Here is a 19,466-nt window from a genome sequence, read left to right as displayed (position 1 = left end):
AATCATGCACGCTAGACACGATTATAAAACATTGCGTCAAACCTTTGAGCAGGCGGCAGACCTGTACCAGCAGGCGCGGCCGGAATACCCAGATGCACTGCTGAACGATCTGGTCCGTGCGGCTAATTTGCATCCGGGGGATCGTCTGCTGGAAATCGGTTGTGCGACAGGAAAGGCAACCCTCCCGTTAGCCAAACGTGGATTCAACATGACATGCGTGGAGCTTGGAACGGATCTTGCGGAAGCAGCCCGCCGCAACCTCACCGGAATGGATGCCGAAATTATAACGGGGGGCTTCGAGGAGTGGCAGCCCGAGGACTGGAAAAGATTCGATTTGGTATTTGCCGCCACCGCGTGGAACTGGATTGATCCGAAGGTTCGGTATTCCAAGGCATGGCAGGTCCTGCGTCCCGGCGGACATTTGGCTTTTTGGAACGCCACTCACGTTTTTCCGGACGACGGGGATCCGTTCTTCCGTGAAATCCAGGACGTATACGATGAATTGGGCGAGGGCAAACCGAAAGACACCGACTGGCCAAGGCCGGGGGAACTGCAGGAGCAGCGGGAAGAGATCGGGCAAAGCGGCCTGTTTGAGGTCGTTCATGTTCGGCATTTCGACTGGGAACGCATCTATCATGCGGAAGAATACATTAACCTTCTAAAAACGTTCTCCGACCACATTCTTATGGAGGAATGGAAGCGTGAGAAGCTCTTCAGCGAAATCCGGGTTCGCCTGAACAGCCGTCCGGACTCGTCGGTCCACCGCCATTGGGGCGCTGTTCTTCATGTCGCCCGGCGTTTAGACTGAGCGGGAAGATAAATTTAACAAGCGGAATAATTGAAATGACAAAGCTCCGATTGGATACCGGGTTCAACAGGCCAATCGGAGCTTATTGTTTTTTTATTATGATTTTGAACTCCCCGAAAGCGGGACAGTTTGGTTATAGCCATTCCATACCTGAAGCTTATGGTAAAATTATCAAGTATGAATGCGAGCCGACGGAGGGAGCCCATGTGGAATTACAGGAAATTAAGTTTTGAGGACGCTGAACTCATTAACGGGATGAACCCATCTGTTTTATAGTTTCCGAATACCCCCAAAAGGAGCTGTGCAAGCATGCATGAGAAATCGAGTATCTCCGAATTCCATAAATTGTGCCGTGCGCTGAAGTTGGGCGAATTGCAATCGGACCCTGTACCGGTTACCGGTGGGCTGCTTCACAAAATGTACGCGGTGGAAACTGCGACAGGCAAATATGCCGTAAAGGCATTAAATCCGCAGATTATGACCAGACCAACTGCAGTGAACAACTACATCTTGTCTGAGCGGATTGCGAATTACGCGGCAAAATTCATTCCTGCGCTTCCCGCAAAGAAGTTTGACGGGGAGTCGCTGCAGCGATTAGAGGACAGGTATTATCTTGTTTTTGATTGGACCAGCGAAAACAGCCTGAAGCATGGTGAAATAGACACGACTCATTGCGAAAAAATGGGTGACATTCTAGCAAAGCTGCATCGGATCGACTTTTCAGTTTTAGGCATCGAAACTCCGCGATTTTCCAATTCTGCTCTAACGGACTGGGGCTTTTATTTGGAGAAAGGAGAAGAAAACCATGCGGAGTGGACCGAACAGATGCTCGAAAGCATGGAACATTTACATCGGTGGAATGAAGCCGCCATCGAATCGGTGAACGGGCTTTCTTCTGAATGGGTGATTACGCATGGGGACTTGGACCCGAAAAACGTACTGTGGTCAGGTCATGAACCGATACTGATTGACTGGGAATCCGCCGGTTATAAAAATTCGTCGCTGGACTTACTGGAAACTGCGGTTTATTGGTCCGAAAGTGAGAAGGGTGAGATACAGAAGGAGAAGTTTTCAGCTTTTATACAAGGATATAAAACAGCTCAGGGGCGCATTTCATCCGATTGGAGGCTGATTCTGGCTGGTGGGTTATTGTCCAAACTGGAATGGCTGGAATATAGTCTGAAACGGTCTTTGTGGATCGAATGTACGGATGAAGAAGAACAGAAGACCGGAACAGAGCAGGTCTCCATAACCCTGGGTGCTATTAAGCATTATGCAGAATCCATCCCCAAGATGGAAGAATGGCTTGAATTGCAGAAGATATAGAGAAGCACAGGATATATTGATGCTGACTGGACAGCGGCTCGAGTTCGTTCCAATGCGCGTGCTGTCCAGTATTGGAGTCAAGTGATAAACGACATATCCTGTTGTTTTACCTGGATGCTCCGAACTTTCCACCATGTTTCCGACGGATCGATGACGGATTTATCCACGTGTTAACAAGGCAAAAGCCGCACTCGGTGATGGCAGCTGCATTTCGCTGATGACGCAGGCAAGCATGATGGATTCCTGAAGGCGGCTTCGGCTGATATCCCCCAGATCAATAATCGTTGACCAGCCGAGGTCTTTCAACAGAGTCCTGACTTGCTCCTTGGACTCCAAGTTGTTGCCGGATATAAACATGACCGGTGAGCCTTCGCTAAAATGCGGGTGAACCATGATTTGATCGCTGACGATATTTAGTGTTTTAACGATAGAACTGTCAGGCAGCAGCTGTTGGACGATTTCCCCTGCAGATGTTTCGTTATGGAGCAAACGCGGCCCGCCGTCAAAGGATACGGCATTGCTGACGTCGATGACGGTTTTATTTTTTAAACAGGCAGGGTCGATGGATTCCAGCACGTCTTTCAAACCATTCCAGGGAAGCGCCAGAATCATCGTCTCTCCAAACCGGGCGGCTTCGTCAAAAGTGACCATTCCGACCGAACTACCGCTCTCTTTTTTCCAAGATGCGTGTTTCGGATGATCAGGTTCCCGGCTGCTCACGACAACGCGATGGCCCGACACCGCTAAACCTTTAGCTAACGCTTTACCTACATTTCCGGATCCCAAAATCCCGATTTTCATGTTCGCTTCCCCCCTCACGAGCCATTATAGAGCTGGGTCCATGCCGGGAACAATAAGGCACTTTTTTGTATCCAGGCATGCGCACGCAGCTTGGTGTATAATGTTGGGAAAAAATATGGAGGGAGTCCAATGCCTGTGCAGCTGAATGAGTGTCCGGTCGAGGTGGTCATATCCAGTCTAAGCGGGAGATGGAAGATACCGATATACCGGTATTTGTACAAAAACGACCAGCCCGTGCGTTACAGCGCATTGCAGCGCCATTTACCGTCCATCTCCAAGAAGGTACTGACGGAACAGCTCCGTGAGCTGGAGCGTGACAGCATTATTGAACGGAAATCATACCCGGAGCCCCGGCCCAGAGTGGAATATGCGCTGACTTCGGCGGGACGGTCTATGATTGAATTTCTGGATCAGATCAGCGAGTGGGGCGTGAAGCACATTCTATCAAAACAAGAAACTCAGCAAAGCTGATTTGGATCTTGATTGAAAACCGATGATCAAATATGCAACAAACGCCAAGAAATCGCTATGCTAGTAGCAAAGCGATTTCTTGCGCATATATTACTAATAATCTTGGAGCCGCCGCTAGGTTGTTTAGGCCGACGCCAATTTTTCAATGACGATCGAAGCGCTAGTCGTAGGCGTTCCGCCGCCTATGCTACCCTGAAGTGTTTGGGTACCCATATTATCGGTTCGGTTCAGAGTCAAGATGCCTCCCGCGGTTAATCGTGCTACGACTTGACCTTGATAAGGGTTATTGCCCGCACCGGAGCCATAATTACTGCAAGGAACCAGCGTGGCAGGCAGCGGTCCGGCGGCATCCGGATCGAAGAACAGGCCGAATGCGCTGTTTCCGGCAGTCGGGAATACTTCCCAGCTGATGTTATAGAAACCGGTTTCCAGGATATTGACGGTGGAAGGGCTGGTAAAAGAAGTGGCCGTTCCGTTAATGACGGAGTTATTAAAAGTGACGGCGCCGCCTTGGCCACCGGGAGTAGGGGCTGCGGCTACGGTTTGATCGACCGTGCTGCACAAGAATGCAAACGATGCGATGCCCCCGGCTGGACCGGCAGGACCTTGAGGACCGGCAGGGCCTTGTGCTCCTGCAGGACCTTGAGGACCGGTAGCACCCTGTAGTCCTGGAATGCCTTGTGCTCCAGGAAGACCTTGTGGTCCCGGGAGACCTTGTGCTCCTGCAGGACCTTGAGGACCGGCAGGAGCATTTACTTTAATTTTCGGGGGAGGACAGTTTACCTTTACGATCTTTTTAATGACGCGGTGTTTCTTATTTCTATGGTGGTGAAAAACAATTTTACCTCTGCAATGCTTTCTTGGACAATGCAATGATATACACCTCCTGTCGATTTGTCTACAGAGTATGGGTTTGCTTCACATTTGGCATGGACTGATAACTATCATTTGCTAGACTAACGGCTATATTTTGAGAAAACGGGCATATGCGGGGTATTTCTTGGGACAAGCGGTTTGTCTGCCAATCCATAGGAATAAATTGATAGATTGGTTTACATATTCGATATTTTCAGAAGGCGATGCTATTTTGACGCATTATTAAAAGATGGAGAGAGATAGACAATTGAGAGCACAAATGGGCAAAATGGATACTGCATAGCTCAAAAAGTGCCCGGACTTAGGCAGGAGTGCGATGACTATTAAGGGAAGGCAAAGGATGGGAATGATCCAACATAAAGAAGTGTATATCTTTACGGGGTTTATCTGGTGCCTTCTGTTTGCGATCATCAGCTTTTACTGGGCAGGCGGAGGCATGATTGGCGTAAATACATTAGGAGGGTTCATCTATAATCAAGCCATAGAAAGGGAAGCATCGTTCATAGCCATAGTCTGGCTTACTGGATTCGTGAAATTGTGCGGGGGCTTATTTTTGCTGCTGCTTCTAAGGCCATGGTCCAGCATGACGAACCGGGTTTTGTATGTTCTAGGGCTACTAGCGGGGATTTTGCTATTCTTCTATGGCCTGGCCAACGTTGTTTCTCTTATTTTTGCCTGCATAGGGCTGCTGTCCCTGCAGATTGACGATTTTGCGCTCAGGTGGAGGCTCTTTTTTTGGGAGCCATTTTGGATGCTGGGAGGAGCGTTATTTATCCTTGCTGCACTCAAGTTTAAAAGGGAGGCCAAATCAAAATCATGATCCTTTTGTAAAGCAGCCGACTTCTCAGCAGTCGGCCGCTTTTTTTCATTTCTGAAATTTCATGGAAAAATTTGATGGTATCTGCTGTGTTCTATTTCATGCTAAACTCAATCGGATTCAATATAGGATAGGGGAAGTTTAGAATGGAATAGTATTTAAAAGCATTGAAAAATTACGCAGGATTTCAGGGGAGGGCGTCCAAAAAGGAATATTGGATGTTTATGCTGTATGAAGGAGTAATCTACATCGTGCTTTCCGTCGTCGAGGAAATCGTGGGGCTGTCTTACATATTATCCGGGATCTATTTTGCAGCTACCTTCTTGCCGGCTTTGGCGGTTGCATGCCGCAGACTCCACGATACGGGAAGAAGCGGTTGGTGGAACTTGATCGCCCTGATACCGATCGTGGGTATCGTTATTTTTGTTGTGCAAACCTGTCAGGCAAGTCAGGAGACGGATAACCAATATGGCCCCCAGCCCGTGAAGTAATGTTTGGGAAGGCGGGCGAGACATAAGGATCACATCACAAGAGGAAGGCTGCCGGCCGATTGAGCCGGGAGTCTTTTTTGCTCGGTTGGTCAATTTTGATATGCCGCCCATATCACGCCGGATCACTCAAAAATGACACATTGTCCGCTTGTCCAAGCCGCTTGTCATCAGGCCGCAGGCACCTTGTCACCGGGGCTTAGGGGCAGCAGCTAAAATGACATATTTACGTGCACCGCTCCCTGGGCTATCGTAAAAATGTAAGCGTTAGCACACCTGACATACTGTGGCAACGATGGGTGGAGCACAAACCATTTATCAGGAAGGGGTGATCCTATGCAGGAAACCAATACGGCGTTTGCCGGCCGCCCGGCGGCGGCCATGACGACAAAGAGAAAAGGCAAAGGTTTATGGAAGCGCATCATTATGAACTGGGAGCTGTACCTGTTTATTGCGCCGGCCTTTTTGTACTTTCTTATTTTCTGTTACGGGCCGATGTACGGCATCCAGATCGCGTTCAAGAACTTCATTCCGACAAAAGGAATCACGGGAAGCCCGTGGGTCGGCTTCGACCACTTCGTACGCTTCTTTCATTCCTACTACTTCTGGGATCTGCTCTGGAACACGCTGAGCATCAGCTTGTACTCGCTGGCCATCGGGTTTCCGATCCCGATCATTCTGGCGCTGGCCTTCAACGAGGTCCGAAACGGCTTCTTCAAGAAGCTGTCCCAGACGGTGACGTACGCACCGCACTTCATTTCCATGGTCGTTATGGCCGGGATGATTATCACGTTCCTTTCGCCGTCGACGGGGATCGTCACCCACATGATCGAGGGTCTGGGCCTGAAATCACCGGACTTCCTCACCGACCCGCGCTGGTTCAAGACGATGTACGTCTTCTCGGACGTGTGGCAGAGCGCCGGCTGGGGCACGATCATCTATCTCGCCGCGCTCTCGGGCGTTGATCCGGGGCTGCATGAGGCGGCGATTATCGACGGGGCCTCGCGCTTCCAGCGCTTGCGGCACATCAACATCCCGGTGCTGGTCCCGACGATGACCATCCTGCTCATCCTGAATATGGGCAGCCTGCTCGGGGTCGGCTTTGAGAAAATCCTGCTGCTGCAAAACCCGCTCAACATGAGCTCGTCGGACGTCATTTCCACCTTCGTCTACCGCTCGGGTCTGGTGGATGCGCAGTACAGCTTCTCGACCGCCATCGGCCTGTTCAACTCGGTCATCAATGCGGTATTGCTCATCGTCGTCAATCAGATCGTCCGCCGTACGAGCGAGAACAGTTTGTGGTAGAGAGGAGGGGCTTCGATGTTATCCGGAGTCAGAGAAACCCGGCGGGATAAAGTTTTTCTCGCCTTCAATTACCTGTATGTGTTTCTGGCGTTTCTAATCGTGTTCTACCCGCTGGTGTACATGGTCAGCGCCTCCATCAGCGACCCGAAAGCGGTCGGGTCGGGGGAGATGTGGCTGTGGCCGAAAGGCATTACGTTTGACGGCTACAAGCGGGTGTTCGAGAACACAAGCATCTGGACGGGGTACGGCAACACAATTCTGTACACCGTGGTCGGGACCGCGATCAACCTGCTCGTGACGCTGCCGGCGGCGTATGCGCTGAGCCGCAAGGACTTTGTCGGCCGCAACTTCTTTATGGGCATGTTCATGGTCACGATGTTTTTTGGGGGCGGCCTGGTGCCGACGTACCTCCTGGTGAAGCAGCTGGGCATGGTCAACACAATGTGGGCGATCGTCATTCCATCGGCCGCGTCGATCTGGAACATCATCGTCTCACGGACGTTCTTCCAGAGCTCGATTCCGAAGGAGCTGCAGGAAGCGGCGCAGATCGACGGGTGTACGAACATGCGGCTGTTCGTGAAGATTATCCTGCCGCTGTCGATGCCAATCATCGCGGTCATGGCCCTGTTCTACGGGGTGGGCAACTGGAACAGCTACTTCTCGGCGCTCATTTACCTGAACGACTCGGCGAAATACCCGCTGCAGCTGGTGCTGCGCCAGATTCTGGTGCTGCAGGAAATGGCCGCGCAGGGCGGAGGAGCGATCGACGCCTCCACGGCAGCCGCGATGAACAACAAGGCGGAAATCGCCGCTCTGGTGAAGTATTCCGTGATTATCGTCGCCACGATTCCGGTGATTGTCATTTATCCATTTCTCCAGCGTTACTTTGTGCAAGGTGTTATGATTGGTTCCGTAAAGGGCTGATCCTGCCTGCTTAGAATCGACATCAAGTCAAAAAGGGGAGTTTATAAAACATGAAAAAGCTTCGCAAGGCGTCATCCATTCTGCTCTGCCTCACCGTATCCGCCAGCCTGCTGGCAGCCTGCGGTTCCAACGGCGACGGGGGTTCCTCCTCAGCTGCCGGATCTGCGGCCGAAGGGGTTAAAAAAGAAGGCTTTCCGATCGTGGACAAGCCGCTCACGTTAAAAGTGATGTCCCAGGACGCGGGCGTGGCCGACTGGAACAAAATGCCCGTACTGCAAGAGATGGAGAAATTGACGGGCATCCACCTGGAATACCAGCTTTCGCCGATCGACAGCTTTGAGACGAAAAAGAACCTCGTATTCGCGAGCGGCGACTTGCCAGATATATTTTATGCGGCGGATTTGAAACCGGCGGAGCAGGTGACATACGGCAGTCAGGGCGTTCTGATCCCGCTCGAAAAGTATATCGATGAAGGCTATGCGCCGAACATCAAGAAAATTTTCGACGAGCATCCGGATATCCGCAAGTCGTTTACGACGCCTGACGGGCATATCTACGCGCTCCCGAACATCGATCTGTCGGCGGTATGGTACCGCAGCCCGATGTGGTATAACGGCAAGTTCCTGAAGGCGCTGAACGTAACCGAGCTGCCGAAGACAACCGACGAGCTGTACACGCTGTTGAAACGTTTCAAGGACGAAGATCCGAACGGCAACGGCAAAAAGGACGAAATTCCGCTGACCTCGGTCAAGCTGGACGACCTGCGCATGTATTTCCTCGGCTTCTGGGGCATCTATGACGAAGTCATTTACGCCGACAAGGACGGAAAAGTGCACTATACGCCGCAAGAAGAGGGTTATAAGGGCTACCTGACCTTCATGAATAAACTGTGGAAGGAAGACCTTCTGGATCACGAGACGTTCTCGCAGACGCCGGATCAGAAGAAGGCCAAGGGGCAAAACAACCAGATCGGCGTGTTCAACGACTATTTCCCTTACTTCACGCTGGGCGGCGAGCCAAGCTCGGACAACCCGCTCATGACGCCGGTCGCCAGCGAAATTCCGGGAACGCCAGTCTACGGCAAGCATCCGGGCATTTCGGCCAACGGTACGTTTGCGATTACGAGCAAGGACCCGAATCCGGAAGCGACGATGCGCTGGATCGATTACCAATACGGTTATGACGGAGCGACGCTGTTCAGTCAGGGACCGGAAAATACGCTGTGGAAATACAAAGATAAAGAAGCCCATGAGAAAGAATGGCTGCCGGTACCGGGCGGCGGCGACCGTGAGGAATATCGCGGCACACTGACGCCGAACTACGGCATTCTCGCACCGGGCATGAATTCCGCGGAGTTGACCAAAGGGCTGAAGAGCGACTTCGACCGCTTCATCGACAAGGAAAACGCGGAGAAGCTGACGCCGATCGGCAAAACGCCGTTCCCGAACGTCTATTTGACCAATGAAGAGCAGACGGAAGCAACGGCACTGTTGTCCGACCTGAACACTTATGTCAAGCAGATGGAAGCGAAGTTTGTGACCGGCCAGGAACCGCTCTCGAACTGGGACAAGTATGCAGCGCAAATCAAAAAAATGGGAGGCGACCGGATCGCCGAGCTGTACCAGGGCGCTTACGACCGCTGGAACTCGGGCAAGTAACCGGATCATCCGCACCATGCAAAAGCAAATAGCCAACATCGCCCTGCAGCGCAAGCGGCAGGGGAGTTGGCTATTGCTTTAAGAAGAAGCGGGAAGAGGCGCAGCCTTATTCGTCGTCCGGATCGGAAGAAGCGGGAGGCTGGCCGGTTTCGGAGAACAGCTTCCGGTACTGCCCCGGCGTGTAGCCGGTCTCCTTCTTGAACTTCCGCGTGAAGTTCGGGGTGTCCTGGTAGCCGACCCGCAGAATGATGTCCTTGAGCGGATCGCTGGTCGTCCGCAGCTGATGAATCACTTCTTCGAGGCGCTTCTGCCAGACATACTGGATGAAGTTCAGCCCCATCTTTTCCTTGAACGACCGGCTGACGTGGGACGGCGAGATGTCGAATTCAAAAGCGACGCTCTCCAGGCTCAGCGTATGGTCGGTGTAATGCCCGTCGATGTAAGCGACGATCCGATCGATCATCGACTGCTCTTCCTTCTGGTTATTCCGCTCGACCTGGCTGCAGACCCGGGAAGCGAGGCTGAGCAGGCCGCGTTCGACTTCCTCGAGCGAGCTGCTGTACACCATGCCTGGAGGCACGTCCTGCAGCACGCTGTGGATACCGAGCTCGGATGCGGTCTTGAGGATCGTGTTGAGCAGGTCGAAGCAGACGCAGCGCATCAGCATCGCCGATACCTCGGCCGCCTGCAGGTCCTGCACCGACAAGGAGATAATTTGGGCGGCAACGTCGTAGCTGCCCTGCTTCAAGCTCTGGGACAGCTTCATCAGCGTGTTGTTCGGCACCCAGGCCGTATGGTCCGGCGTGTAGGACAGCTTCTCGAAATACGTGACGCTGCCTTGGCCGGTGGTCGCCCGCAGCTCGAAAGCCGAGCAGGCTTCGATGAAGGACTGGTTCAGCTGGTCCGGGCTCGGATAGCTGGTGCCGACGCCGATCATCGGAAAGACGTCGAAGGATTCGAGCAGACAGCCGCGGACCGCCTCAACGATCTGGTGCATCCGGTTGAACTCCTCGGCGCCTTCTTCCGGATCGTAGCAGATGATGAGCCCCAGCTGGTCCAGCTGCGGAAGCTCCACGCCATAGCCGAGAGCTGCCAGCTCAGGGAATTCGATCTGGGTCAGCAGCCGGATCATTTCGGTGCGGTCCTGCCGGTCGCTTTTCTCCTGCTCTGCCGGCTCCGACCCGATGACCATCACAAAGTAGCGTGACCGGTCAAAATGAAGGTCGAACGCCTCCCGCAGCTCCGGCGACAGGCTCTGGGCGCTGCCGTACTTCAGCAGCATCGACAGGAAGTGGTTGCGGGCGAACGGCTCCTGCAAATCGATCCGCGAGCTGTATTCCTGCAGCGCGGTGCGGATCCGGTCCAGCTCGTTGCCGGACGGCGTCTTGCCGCTCTGCGGCCGCTTGGCCGGGGAGTTGGTGGAGGCAAACTCCACGAGCATCGAGATCGGCTGGTACTGCATGCGGGCAAGGAGCAGCGCGATGGCCGCGCCGACTAGGACGACAATGATGAACAGCATGATGATAAAGCTCCGCACATGCAGAACGCTGCTGAAAAATTGCGAACTCGGCATGGCGGTAACGTAGGTCCAGCCGTTATTATCGGATTTGACCGAGACGATGGAATGCGCCTTGCCGTTAATAGTGCGTTCGTGAATGCCAGGGGACAGATTGATCAGCGACTTGGCCTCGCTTCCGGTGAGCGCTTCGCCTTGACGGTTGTCCACCAGAATGCGGCCTTCGTTATCAAGAATATACGTCAACCCCTGATAGCTGCCGAGAATGGAATCGATCAGGCTGGTAAGCTCAGATTCCCGGATCAAATACATGACCGTTCCGTGCGGAGTCGGACTGTTGGGCGTAATCGGAATTAGGTACGCGAGCATCGTTTCTTTTAAACCGGAAGCGTTGCTGACCGTATCGGCGGGACGCATCTCAGGATACTGCCCCTCATTGAGATCCTTGAACATCCGGCTCTTGTCCCAGCTCTGGAAGCTGAACTTTTTGGCGAATACATCAAGATTGTACAGGCCGTTGCTGGAATAGATTTTCTCATCTTTATGAAAATAGAGGAAAATTTCGCCGATGATCGAGCTGGTTGCCTTGTACTGATCCAGTGCCTGAATGGCGTCTCCGCTCGTCAGCGGGTCATGGACCCGGTATTTCGTCAGCCTCTCGTCATAGGAGACACGGGAAGCGATTTCGCTGAGCTCCTTCATCCGCCCGTCAATGATCACTTTAGTCTGGGTCAGCTGATCCAGCCGGGAGTGCTCGATCTCGGAGCGGAGATTCGTCACAGCGTTTTCATAAATAAAGATCGTCATGAGGATCAAGGGAATCAACAAGATAAACAAATAGGACCAGATATATTTCAAAAACAGCTTGGACTTGAAGTAATTTTTCTTCAACAATTCTGCCTCCCGTTAACCGTAATGCGTCTGATCAAGTTCCATGATACCAATATTTCGGGCTTTTGGACATAGAGAGAAAAACGAACGAAGTCGAAATATGGAGAATTTTGTTGATAGGAAGGCGCGGTTTAGCGGCGGGCAGCTCAATCTATGATAAAAATCCGAATCAATGGAGGGTGTACGATGAGCGAAATCAAGCAGGTCCAGGAAGAACAGGAGTCCGTCGTCGTGGAAGGCGTCCACAATTACAGCAGTGAAGAACATTGGGTGAAACCAGAGGACCCGCTGCTGCTGGAGCGTCTGGAGTGGTTCAAGGACCAGAAACTGGGCCTGATGATGCACTGGGGGCCTTATTCCCAGCTCGGATTGGTGGAATCCTGGGCGCTGAGCGACGTGGATGAGGAATGGTCCAGAAACGAAATCGACTGGGACATCGATGCGGAGGAGCTGAAACGCGAGTATTTTGCCTTGAACAAAACGTTCAACCCGCTCCGTTTCCAGCCGGAGCTGTGGGCGGATCTGGCCGCCGAGAACGGGTTTAAATATTTAAACTTTACGACCAAGCACCATGACGGGTTCTGCATGTGGGATACGAAGACGACCGACTACCGTATCACTGGGCCGGACTGCCCGTTCCATACGCACAAATACGCGGATATCACCAAGCAACTGTTTAACGCTTTCCGGGAAAAAGGGCTCGGCATCTCCGCCTACTTCTCCAAGGCGGACTGGCACACCCCGTATTACTGGGCTCCCGGGATGAAGCCGGGAACAACGACATCCCGCGGGCCGACCTACGATCCGAAGGAATATCCGTGGCTGTGGGAGCAGTTCGTCCAGTTCACGCATGAACAGATCATGGAGCTCATGACGAATTACGGAAAGATCGACGTGCTGTGGCTGGATGCCGGCTGGGTCAACGACTATCGGGATCAAAACATCCGTCTGGGCGAAGTAGTTGAGCGGGCACGGAAAATTCAGCCTTGGCTGCTGTCGGCGGACCGCACGGTAGGCGGACCTTACGAAAACTTGATCACGCCGGAACAGACGCTGCCCGAACGCGCGCTGATCGTACCTTGGGAGAGCTGCATCACGATGGGATCGGCCTTCTCCTTCCGTTATGAGGACGACTACAAGACGGTCCGGCAGCTGATCCATCTGCTGGTTGAAATTGTTGCTAAGGGCGGCAATTTGGCGCTGAATGTGGGACCGCAGCCGGACGGACGGATTTCCAAAACGGCCATCTCCCGCATCAAAGGCATGGGCGCATGGTTGAAGGTTCACGGCGAAGCTATTTATGGCACGCGGATTTGCGAGCCGTATTCGGTCGGCCGGGCGCAGTTCACCCAAAAAGGCGACACGACCTACGCCTTTTACCTGTACCGGGACGAACACGAAGCGGTTCCAGCGGAGCTGCAGCTGCCGCTGCAGCAGCCGTTCAGCCGGATCGATCTCGTCGGCGGAGCAGACAATCTGGAATTCCGGCGCACGGATGACGGCGTTGCCATCCGCCTTCCGGAGAAGGAACGCGAAGGGCTGGCGCCGATCGCGCACGTGTTCCGTATCCGCTAAGACAGCGGGCAGACGCGGCATAAGAGTATAGATCCAAACACCGGCTATAAACAACCGAATACAACGCGAAAGGTGCGACCGATATGCAACCATGGTTTGAAAACGCAAAGCTGGGGATTTTTATCCACTACGGCATTTATGCCGTCGACGGAGTGGCTGAATCCTGGTCATTTTACAACGGACACATTCCCTATGAACAATACATGAAGCAGCTGGACGGATTTACGGCGTCGAAATTCGATGCTGAAGCGTGGGCCGACTTGATCGAAAAGTCCGGCGCCAAATATGCGGTGCTGACAACGAAGCACCATGACGGGGTAGCGCTCTGGGACACGAAGTACAGCGATCTGAACGTCATTCAGAAAACGCCGGCCAAGCGGGATATCGTTAAGGAGTACGCGGAGGCCATCCAGAAGCGCGGGATCCATCTGGGCATGTACTATTCCTTGATCGACTGGTCCCATCCCGACTATCCGAGTGTCTATGAAGGGGGCAAGGTGCCGGAGGATTTGAGCACGGCCAACCGCTTCTCGAGCCCTCAAGACGGCATTCAGAACGAAGAGCGCTGGCAGAAGTTCCTCGAGTTTAACAACAACCAGCTGCGGGAAATTTTGACGAATTACGGCAAGGTCGATCTGCTATGGTTCGACGGGGACTGGGAGCGCAGCGCCGAGCAGTGGAACCTGCCGGCCTTTAAGGAATATTTACACACGCTGAATCCGGACATCATCATCAATTCCCGCCTGCAGGGCCACGGCGATTACAAAACGCCGGAGCAGGGCATTCCGATCACGAGACCGGAGGGGCCATGGGAGTTCTGCACGACGATCAACACGTCCTGGGGCTACGTGCCGACAGATAACAAATACAAGTCGCTGAACCAGATCATCCGCATGTTCTGTGACTGCATTTCGATGGGCGGCAACATGCTGCTCGATATCGGACCGCGGGAAGACGGCACGATCGACAAGCGGCAGGAAGATATTTTGCTCGGATTGGGCGATTGGATCCGCACTCACGAAGAGGCGGTGTTCGGCACGGAAGAAGGCATCATGACCCGTTATTACCTCGGAGGCAGCACGGTGTCCAAGGACCGCAAGACGCTGTACCTGTTTGTCTATGACGATCCGAAGGAAAACGTCTGCCTCAAAGGGCTGTGCAACCCGATCAAAAAGATCACCGTGCTCCACTCGGGCAAAGAGCTTTCGCATGAAATTCACGGCGGGGTGCCGTGGTTCAACATCCCGGGAACGACATGGATTCACATGACCCCGGAGGACACCCATGAGCAGGTAACGGTGCTGAAGCTGGAGTTCGACGAAGAGCTGGAAATGTACGGCGGATCCGGCGCCGTCGTAACCCATAACTGACGGATGGACGGGACGCTATAAGCGGACGATCACGGGGAGGAACGCCTTGCACTTTTCACGGCGGGGCCTCCCCCTCTTTCGGGTAAACGGACAGGATTCGGGGGCCAAAGGTAATCAAGGCTTAGCTGCATCGTCTTAGGATCAGCCCGGAGCATATGACCATGTATACAAAAGGAGATCAAGAATGGAACAATTCAGATTGCCACAAATCAACATGCCGCGGATGGAACTTCCGGCTTCCATTCGGAACGTGCTGACCGAAGCGGAAGAGAAGCTGTCGCACCGGCCCAAGCTGCTGCAGCTGTTCAAGAACTGTTTTCCGAACACGCTGGAAACGACCACGAAGCTGATGGATGACGGAACCACCTTTGTCATTACCGGGGATATTCCCGCATCCTGGCTCCGTGATTCCGTGGAACAGGTCATGCATTACGTGCCTTTCGCCAAAGAGGATGCCGCGCTGCAGCGGATGATCGGCGGGCTGGTCAAGCGGCATATCCAGTACATACATATCGACCCGTACGCGAACGCGTTTAACGAGTCGGCAAACGACTGGCACTGGAACAAAGCCGACGTGACCGATATGGGCCCTTGGGTGTGGGAGCGCAAGTTCGAGATCGACTCCCTGTGCTTCTCCATGCGGCTCGCCTATGCGTACTGGAAGGAAACCGGGCTGACGGACATTTTCGACGCCGGATTCAAATCGGCGATGCGGATCATTTACGAGCTGTTCCGGACCGAGCAGCGTCATATGGAACAGTCGCCGTACCGTTTTATGCGCAATAACGGCATCCGGCAGGATAGTCTGGCAAACGGAGGGCTCGGCATGCCGGTCAACTATACGGGCATGGTCTGGTCCGGCTTCCGCTCCAGCGACGACGCGTGCGACTTTCATTACAACATTCCGGGCAACATGTTCGCCGTGGTTGCGCTCCGCCACATGCAGGAGTTCGCCGAATGGGTGTTCCGCGATACGGGCTTCCTGCAGGAGCTGAAGGCGCTTGAGGAAGATATCCATCATGGCATCCAGCTCTACGGCATCTACCGCCATCCGGAATTCGGACCGATTTACGCGTACGAGACCGACGGGTTCGGCAACTACTGCCTGATGGACGACGCGGGTACTCCGGGACTGCTGTCTATTCCTTATCTGGGCTATGTCACAGCCGATGATCCGATCTATCAAAACACAAGACGCTTTGCGCTGTCCAAAGCCAATCCGTTCTACTTCGAAGGCCGGGCGGCAAAGGGCATCGGCAGCCCGCATACGCCGGAAGGCTATGTGTGGCATATGGCTTTGTCCATGCAGGGACTGACAGCGGTCACGAAGGAAGAAAAGCTGGAGATGATTGCGACGCTGGAGGCGACGGACGCGGGAACAGGCTACATGCATGAGGGATTCCTTGCCGACGATCCAGCCGTATATACGAGATCGTGGTTTGCCTGGTCGAACAGCCTCTTCTCGCAGCTGGTCTATCAAGCGATGAAAGAAGGGATTCTATGAGCCGGCAGGTCATCATTTTCTATGATTCGGCGTTTCCGGGCGCATCGCTTCCACCGGCTGCGCAGCTTGATGAACTGCGGCGGATCGGTAAAGTGGCCGACGCCAAAGGTCTTGCCGAAGCGCTGCGGACTGCTGAGAGAGGATGCTTCGTAAATCTGCATGCGCCGTATTTTCCGAAAGATGCATGGGCGGACATTGCGGCGTTTCTAAGAAGCGGCGGCGGGCTCGTCAGCGCCGGCGGGGCGCCGTTCCGCCGGCCGGTCCGGCTTGAGGAAGGGGCATGGAAGGCGGAGGCGGAGCAGACCGCTTACCACCGGGAGCTGTACATTCATGAAATACTGCATGTGGACGCCGGACCGGTCGCGAGTCTGCGGGCTTCGGAGCAGATCCCGCTTCTGGCCGGACAGGAGCAGCTGTTTGGCATCAGCGACACGCTGAACCTGGTGCCGCACACGACCCGGAACGCCGATCTGCCGCACCAGATGGGCTCCTCCGGCACGATGAGCACGCAGGTGCATGCGCTGCTGACCGGCATATCCGCCGACGGCCGCGAGGTAGCCGCTCCGGTAGTGCTGTGGGAGAACTCGCGCGGTGATTTTGCCGGTTCACGCTGGCTGTTCGTGAACGTGCCGCTCACCTCCGCGTTCTGGAATCAGGGCGGAGCAGAGGCGCTGGGTACCTTGGCAGAGTTTGCCTCGCGTCCGGTCACCGAGCTGTCGCTAAAGACCAATTACGCTGCTTATGAGCCGGGCGATCACGCGGTCTTGACGCTGCAAACGCAGCGGATCTTTCCGAAGCGGACCGCGATTCGGGATGCAGAGCGATGGACGTTCGCCCTTACGGTAGAGGAGGACGAAGGGGACCAGAAGTGGGAGCATCGGTTCACAACGGGCGTTACGGGCGAGCTGGACTTCGTCCGGATTTCTGTGCCGCTTGCGCTTCGCGCCGGGCTGTACCGGGTGGAATGCACCGCTGCGTCGGAAGACGGAGAAGTAAGGGTGCTGCGTCAAGGCTTCTGGGGGCATGACGCACAGATGCTTCAAGAAGGAAGCCTCTTGACCCGCGGGCGGGACTATTTTCTCAAGGACGGCCGGCCGCTGCCGATTGTCGGCATGACGTATATGGCGTCCGATGTGGCCCGGAAGTTCCTGTTCCTGCCGAACAGCGACGTGTGGGACCGGGACATGGCCCAAATGGCGTCAGCCGGCATCAATTGGATCCGTACCGGGGTGTGGACCGCCTACCGCAACATCATGCAGGTCGACGGCCATGCCTCGGAGGAGGTGCTTCGGGCGATCGACGCCTTTATCCTGACGGCGAAGAAGCATGGACTTCACGTCACGTTCACCTTTTTCTCCTTTACGCCGGAGACGTGGGAAGGGGTTAATCCTTATCTGGATCCGCAGAGCGTGGAGGCACAGAAGCGGTATATCCGCTCCATCGTCTCCCGTCACCGTCACACGACGAACGTGGACTGGGACCTGATCAACGAACCGTCGATGTTTGACCCGGTGCGTATTTTCTCGGCCGGGCCGCGCTCTGCGCATGACCGCTATGAACGGGCGGCCTTTGCGGAATGGCTGGAGCGGCGCCACGGCCAAATCGGGCAGCTGCAGGAGCGGTGGAATATGACGCCGGAGCAGTTGCCGAGCTTTGCGGCCGCCGCGATTCCGGAGCCGCAGGAGATCAACTTCGACGTGCAGGATATGCATTCAGGCAAGAAGGGGACGCGTTGGCTGGATCACTGCCTGTTCTCGATGGACATGCATAACCGCTGGGCCCTGCAGCTGTATGGCACGATCAAGGAGCTGTGTCCGGATCAGCTGGTCACTGTCGGCCAGGACGAGGCGCTCGGCTCGCAGCGGCCGTCGCCGTTCTTTTACCGCGAGGCAGCAGACTATACGACGGTGCATTCTTGGTGGCAGAACGACGATCTGGTCTGGGACGGGATTTTTGCCAAGACGGCCGACAAGCCGAATGTCGTTCAGGAGACGGGGATCATGTACGTCGAGACGGCCGAAGGGCTGGCCAAGCGGAGCGAGCGGGAGCTGCGCAGCATGCTGGAGCGCAAGTACGCTTATGCGTTCTCGACGGGCGGTGCGGGAGCAATCCACTGGATCTGGAACACGAACTTCTATATGGATAACGCGAACGAATCGCATATCGGTGCCCTGCGGGCCGACGGCACGGAGAAGCCGGAGGCGGACGTTTCGTACGAGTTCGGCCGGTTTATGGCGGGGATCCGCGACCTGTTCCGGGACCGTCAATTGGAGGATATCGCGGCGGTGTTCCCATACTCGAACGACTTCTCGAACCGGAAGTTTGCGAATGAGGCGACGCGCCTGATGACGCGCGTGCTGTCCTATCAGCTGAAGCTGGCGCTGCGGGCCGTGTCCGAATACGACCTGGAGCCGCTGGCGGAGCATCCGGCCAAGCTGATTCTGCTGCCAAGCCCGCACAATATCGAGGACGCGGCTTGGGCGAGGCTGCTTGAGATCGTCCGGAGCACGGGAGCGGTGCTGCTTGTGACCGGGCCGCTCTCGATCGACGCGTACTGGCAGCGGACAGAGCGGGCGGCGGATCTGCTCGGCGATACGGTGATCCGCAACGTACGGCGCGAGGAGACGCTGAGCCTTCAGGGCAAGCGGCTGCCGGTTACCTTCGGGAAGCGGCGCATCGCTGAGGTGAACAAAGAGGTGCTGGCGTCGGGCGACAGCCAGGCCGGTTCGGGAACGCCTGCTGCCGACGCGGTGACCGACATCCCGCTGGGCGCGGGCAGATTGATCTGGAGCCCGCTGCCGGTTGAGCTGAACGAACGGATTGACACCACGGCCGAGCTGTACCGCTATGCGGCGGAGGCGGCCGGCTGCGCCAGCGGCCTGACCTGGCTGCAGGGCGGGGACAACCCGGGGATTTACGGGCGCAGACTGCGGTTTTCCGAAGGCTTTTTATACATTTTCGTATCGGAATATGCGTGGAATGCCCAGATTGAAGTGCAGGACGACGATACCGGAGCCGTCTATGCGTTCGAGCTGGAGCAGGAGCGGTCGGTGCTGTTTGCGGCCGATGCGGAAGGACGAATACAGGCGGTGTACCGCCCGCACGAGGTTCAGATTCAAGTCAAGAAAAGCTAGGA

General features: G+C 54.9%; 15 protein-coding genes. 12 read left to right on the top strand and 3 right to left on the bottom strand.

Annotated features, from left to right (window positions below):
* Window positions 1-4 precede the first annotated feature (4 nt).
* Together BCV73_RS22420 and BCV73_RS22410 are read left to right on the top strand one after the other, a co-directional pair.
* Window positions 5-808, top strand: a complete 804-nt coding sequence (locus BCV73_RS22420; RefSeq protein WP_089548588.1) for a class I SAM-dependent methyltransferase — start codon at window positions 5-7, stop codon at window positions 806-808.
* A 309-nt stretch (window positions 809-1,117) separates the two neighbouring features.
* On the top strand, window positions 1,118-2,134 hold the full coding sequence (locus BCV73_RS22410; RefSeq protein ID WP_089548586.1) for a phosphotransferase: 1,017 nt from the start codon (window positions 1,118-1,120) through the stop codon (window positions 2,132-2,134).
* A gap of 159 nt (window positions 2,135-2,293) precedes the next feature.
* Here the strand turns inward: BCV73_RS22410 and BCV73_RS22405 are convergent, their stop codons facing one another.
* Window positions 2,294-2,935 (bottom strand): NADPH-dependent F420 reductase, encoded by a 642-nt coding sequence (locus BCV73_RS22405; protein WP_076173528.1) that lies wholly within the window; start codon window positions 2,933-2,935, stop codon window positions 2,294-2,296.
* Window positions 2,936-3,064: 129 nt separating this feature from the next.
* Here BCV73_RS22405 and BCV73_RS22400 point away from each other — a divergent pair, with 129 nt between their 5' ends.
* Window positions 3,065-3,406, top strand: coding sequence for a winged helix-turn-helix transcriptional regulator (locus BCV73_RS22400; protein ID WP_076173529.1), 342 nt, complete (start codon window positions 3,065-3,067; stop codon window positions 3,404-3,406).
* Between the two features lie 123 nt (window positions 3,407-3,529).
* Here the strand turns inward: BCV73_RS22400 and BCV73_RS35910 are convergent, their stop codons facing one another.
* A complete protein-coding gene (locus tag BCV73_RS35910; protein WP_244879490.1) occupies window positions 3,530-3,970 on the bottom strand; it encodes a hypothetical protein in 441 nt (146 codons plus the stop codon).
* A 652-nt stretch (window positions 3,971-4,622) separates the two neighbouring features.
* On the opposite strand from BCV73_RS35910, the gene BCV73_RS22390 reads away from it, so the two are divergent.
* From BCV73_RS22390 to BCV73_RS22370, 5 genes are all read left to right on the top strand, one after another.
* Window positions 4,623-5,102: a DUF3995 domain-containing protein gene (locus BCV73_RS22390; protein WP_256992953.1), complete on the top strand. Its 480-nt coding sequence runs from the start codon at window positions 4,623-4,625 to the stop codon at window positions 5,100-5,102.
* Between the two features lie 164 nt (window positions 5,103-5,266).
* The gene (locus BCV73_RS22385) at window positions 5,267-5,590 is read left to right on the top strand and encodes a DUF805 domain-containing protein (RefSeq protein WP_256992952.1); all 324 of its coding nucleotides are present in this window, start codon (window positions 5,267-5,269) and stop codon (window positions 5,588-5,590) included.
* A gap of 333 nt (window positions 5,591-5,923) precedes the next feature.
* On the top strand, window positions 5,924-6,892 hold the full coding sequence (locus BCV73_RS22380) for an ABC transporter permease (RefSeq protein ID WP_089548584.1): 969 nt from the start codon (window positions 5,924-5,926) through the stop codon (window positions 6,890-6,892).
* A gap of 15 nt (window positions 6,893-6,907) precedes the next feature.
* Window positions 6,908-7,816: a carbohydrate ABC transporter permease gene (locus tag BCV73_RS22375; protein WP_076173532.1), complete on the top strand. Its 909-nt coding sequence runs from the start codon at window positions 6,908-6,910 to the stop codon at window positions 7,814-7,816.
* 50 nt (window positions 7,817-7,866) lie between these two features.
* Window positions 7,867-9,474, top strand: a complete 1,608-nt coding sequence (locus BCV73_RS22370) for a type 2 periplasmic-binding domain-containing protein (protein ID WP_089548583.1) — start codon at window positions 7,867-7,869, stop codon at window positions 9,472-9,474.
* A 106-nt stretch (window positions 9,475-9,580) separates the two neighbouring features.
* On the opposite strand, the gene BCV73_RS22365 is transcribed toward BCV73_RS22370, so the two are convergent.
* The gene (locus tag BCV73_RS22365) at window positions 9,581-11,881 is read right to left on the bottom strand and encodes a helix-turn-helix domain-containing protein (protein WP_089548582.1); all 2,301 of its coding nucleotides are present in this window, start codon (window positions 11,879-11,881) and stop codon (window positions 9,581-9,583) included.
* A 186-nt stretch (window positions 11,882-12,067) separates the two neighbouring features.
* On the opposite strand from BCV73_RS22365, the gene BCV73_RS22360 reads away from it, so the two are divergent.
* The 4 genes from BCV73_RS22360 to BCV73_RS22345 all read left to right on the top strand — a co-directional run bounded on the left by BCV73_RS22360 (window position 12,068) and on the right by BCV73_RS22345 (window position 19,464).
* Entirely contained in the window at window positions 12,068-13,456 is a 1,389-nt protein-coding gene (locus tag BCV73_RS22360) for an alpha-L-fucosidase (protein ID WP_089548581.1), read from the top strand.
* 83 nt (window positions 13,457-13,539) lie between these two features.
* Window positions 13,540-14,826 (top strand): alpha-L-fucosidase, encoded by a 1,287-nt coding sequence (locus tag BCV73_RS22355; protein WP_089548580.1) that lies wholly within the window; start codon window positions 13,540-13,542, stop codon window positions 14,824-14,826.
* Between the two features lie 184 nt (window positions 14,827-15,010).
* On the top strand, window positions 15,011-16,330 hold the full coding sequence (locus tag BCV73_RS22350; RefSeq protein WP_089548579.1) for a glycoside hydrolase family 125 protein: 1,320 nt from the start codon (window positions 15,011-15,013) through the stop codon (window positions 16,328-16,330).
* Window positions 16,327-19,464 carry a beta-galactosidase gene (locus BCV73_RS22345; protein WP_089548578.1) on the top strand — a complete coding sequence of 1,046 codons (3,138 nt, stop codon included), beginning with the start codon at window positions 16,327-16,329 and terminating at the stop codon, window positions 19,462-19,464. Before BCV73_RS22350 ends, BCV73_RS22345 begins: the two co-directional genes overlap by 4 nt.
* The last annotated feature ends 2 nt before the right edge of the window (window positions 19,465-19,466 follow it).

Source organism: Paenibacillus sp. SSG-1 (assembly GCF_002224835.1).
In the GTDB taxonomy this organism is placed as follows: domain Bacteria; phylum Bacillota; class Bacilli; order Paenibacillales; family Paenibacillaceae; genus Paenibacillus_AQ; species Paenibacillus_AQ favisporus.
This window is presented reverse-complemented; position numbering and strand designations above follow the sequence as displayed.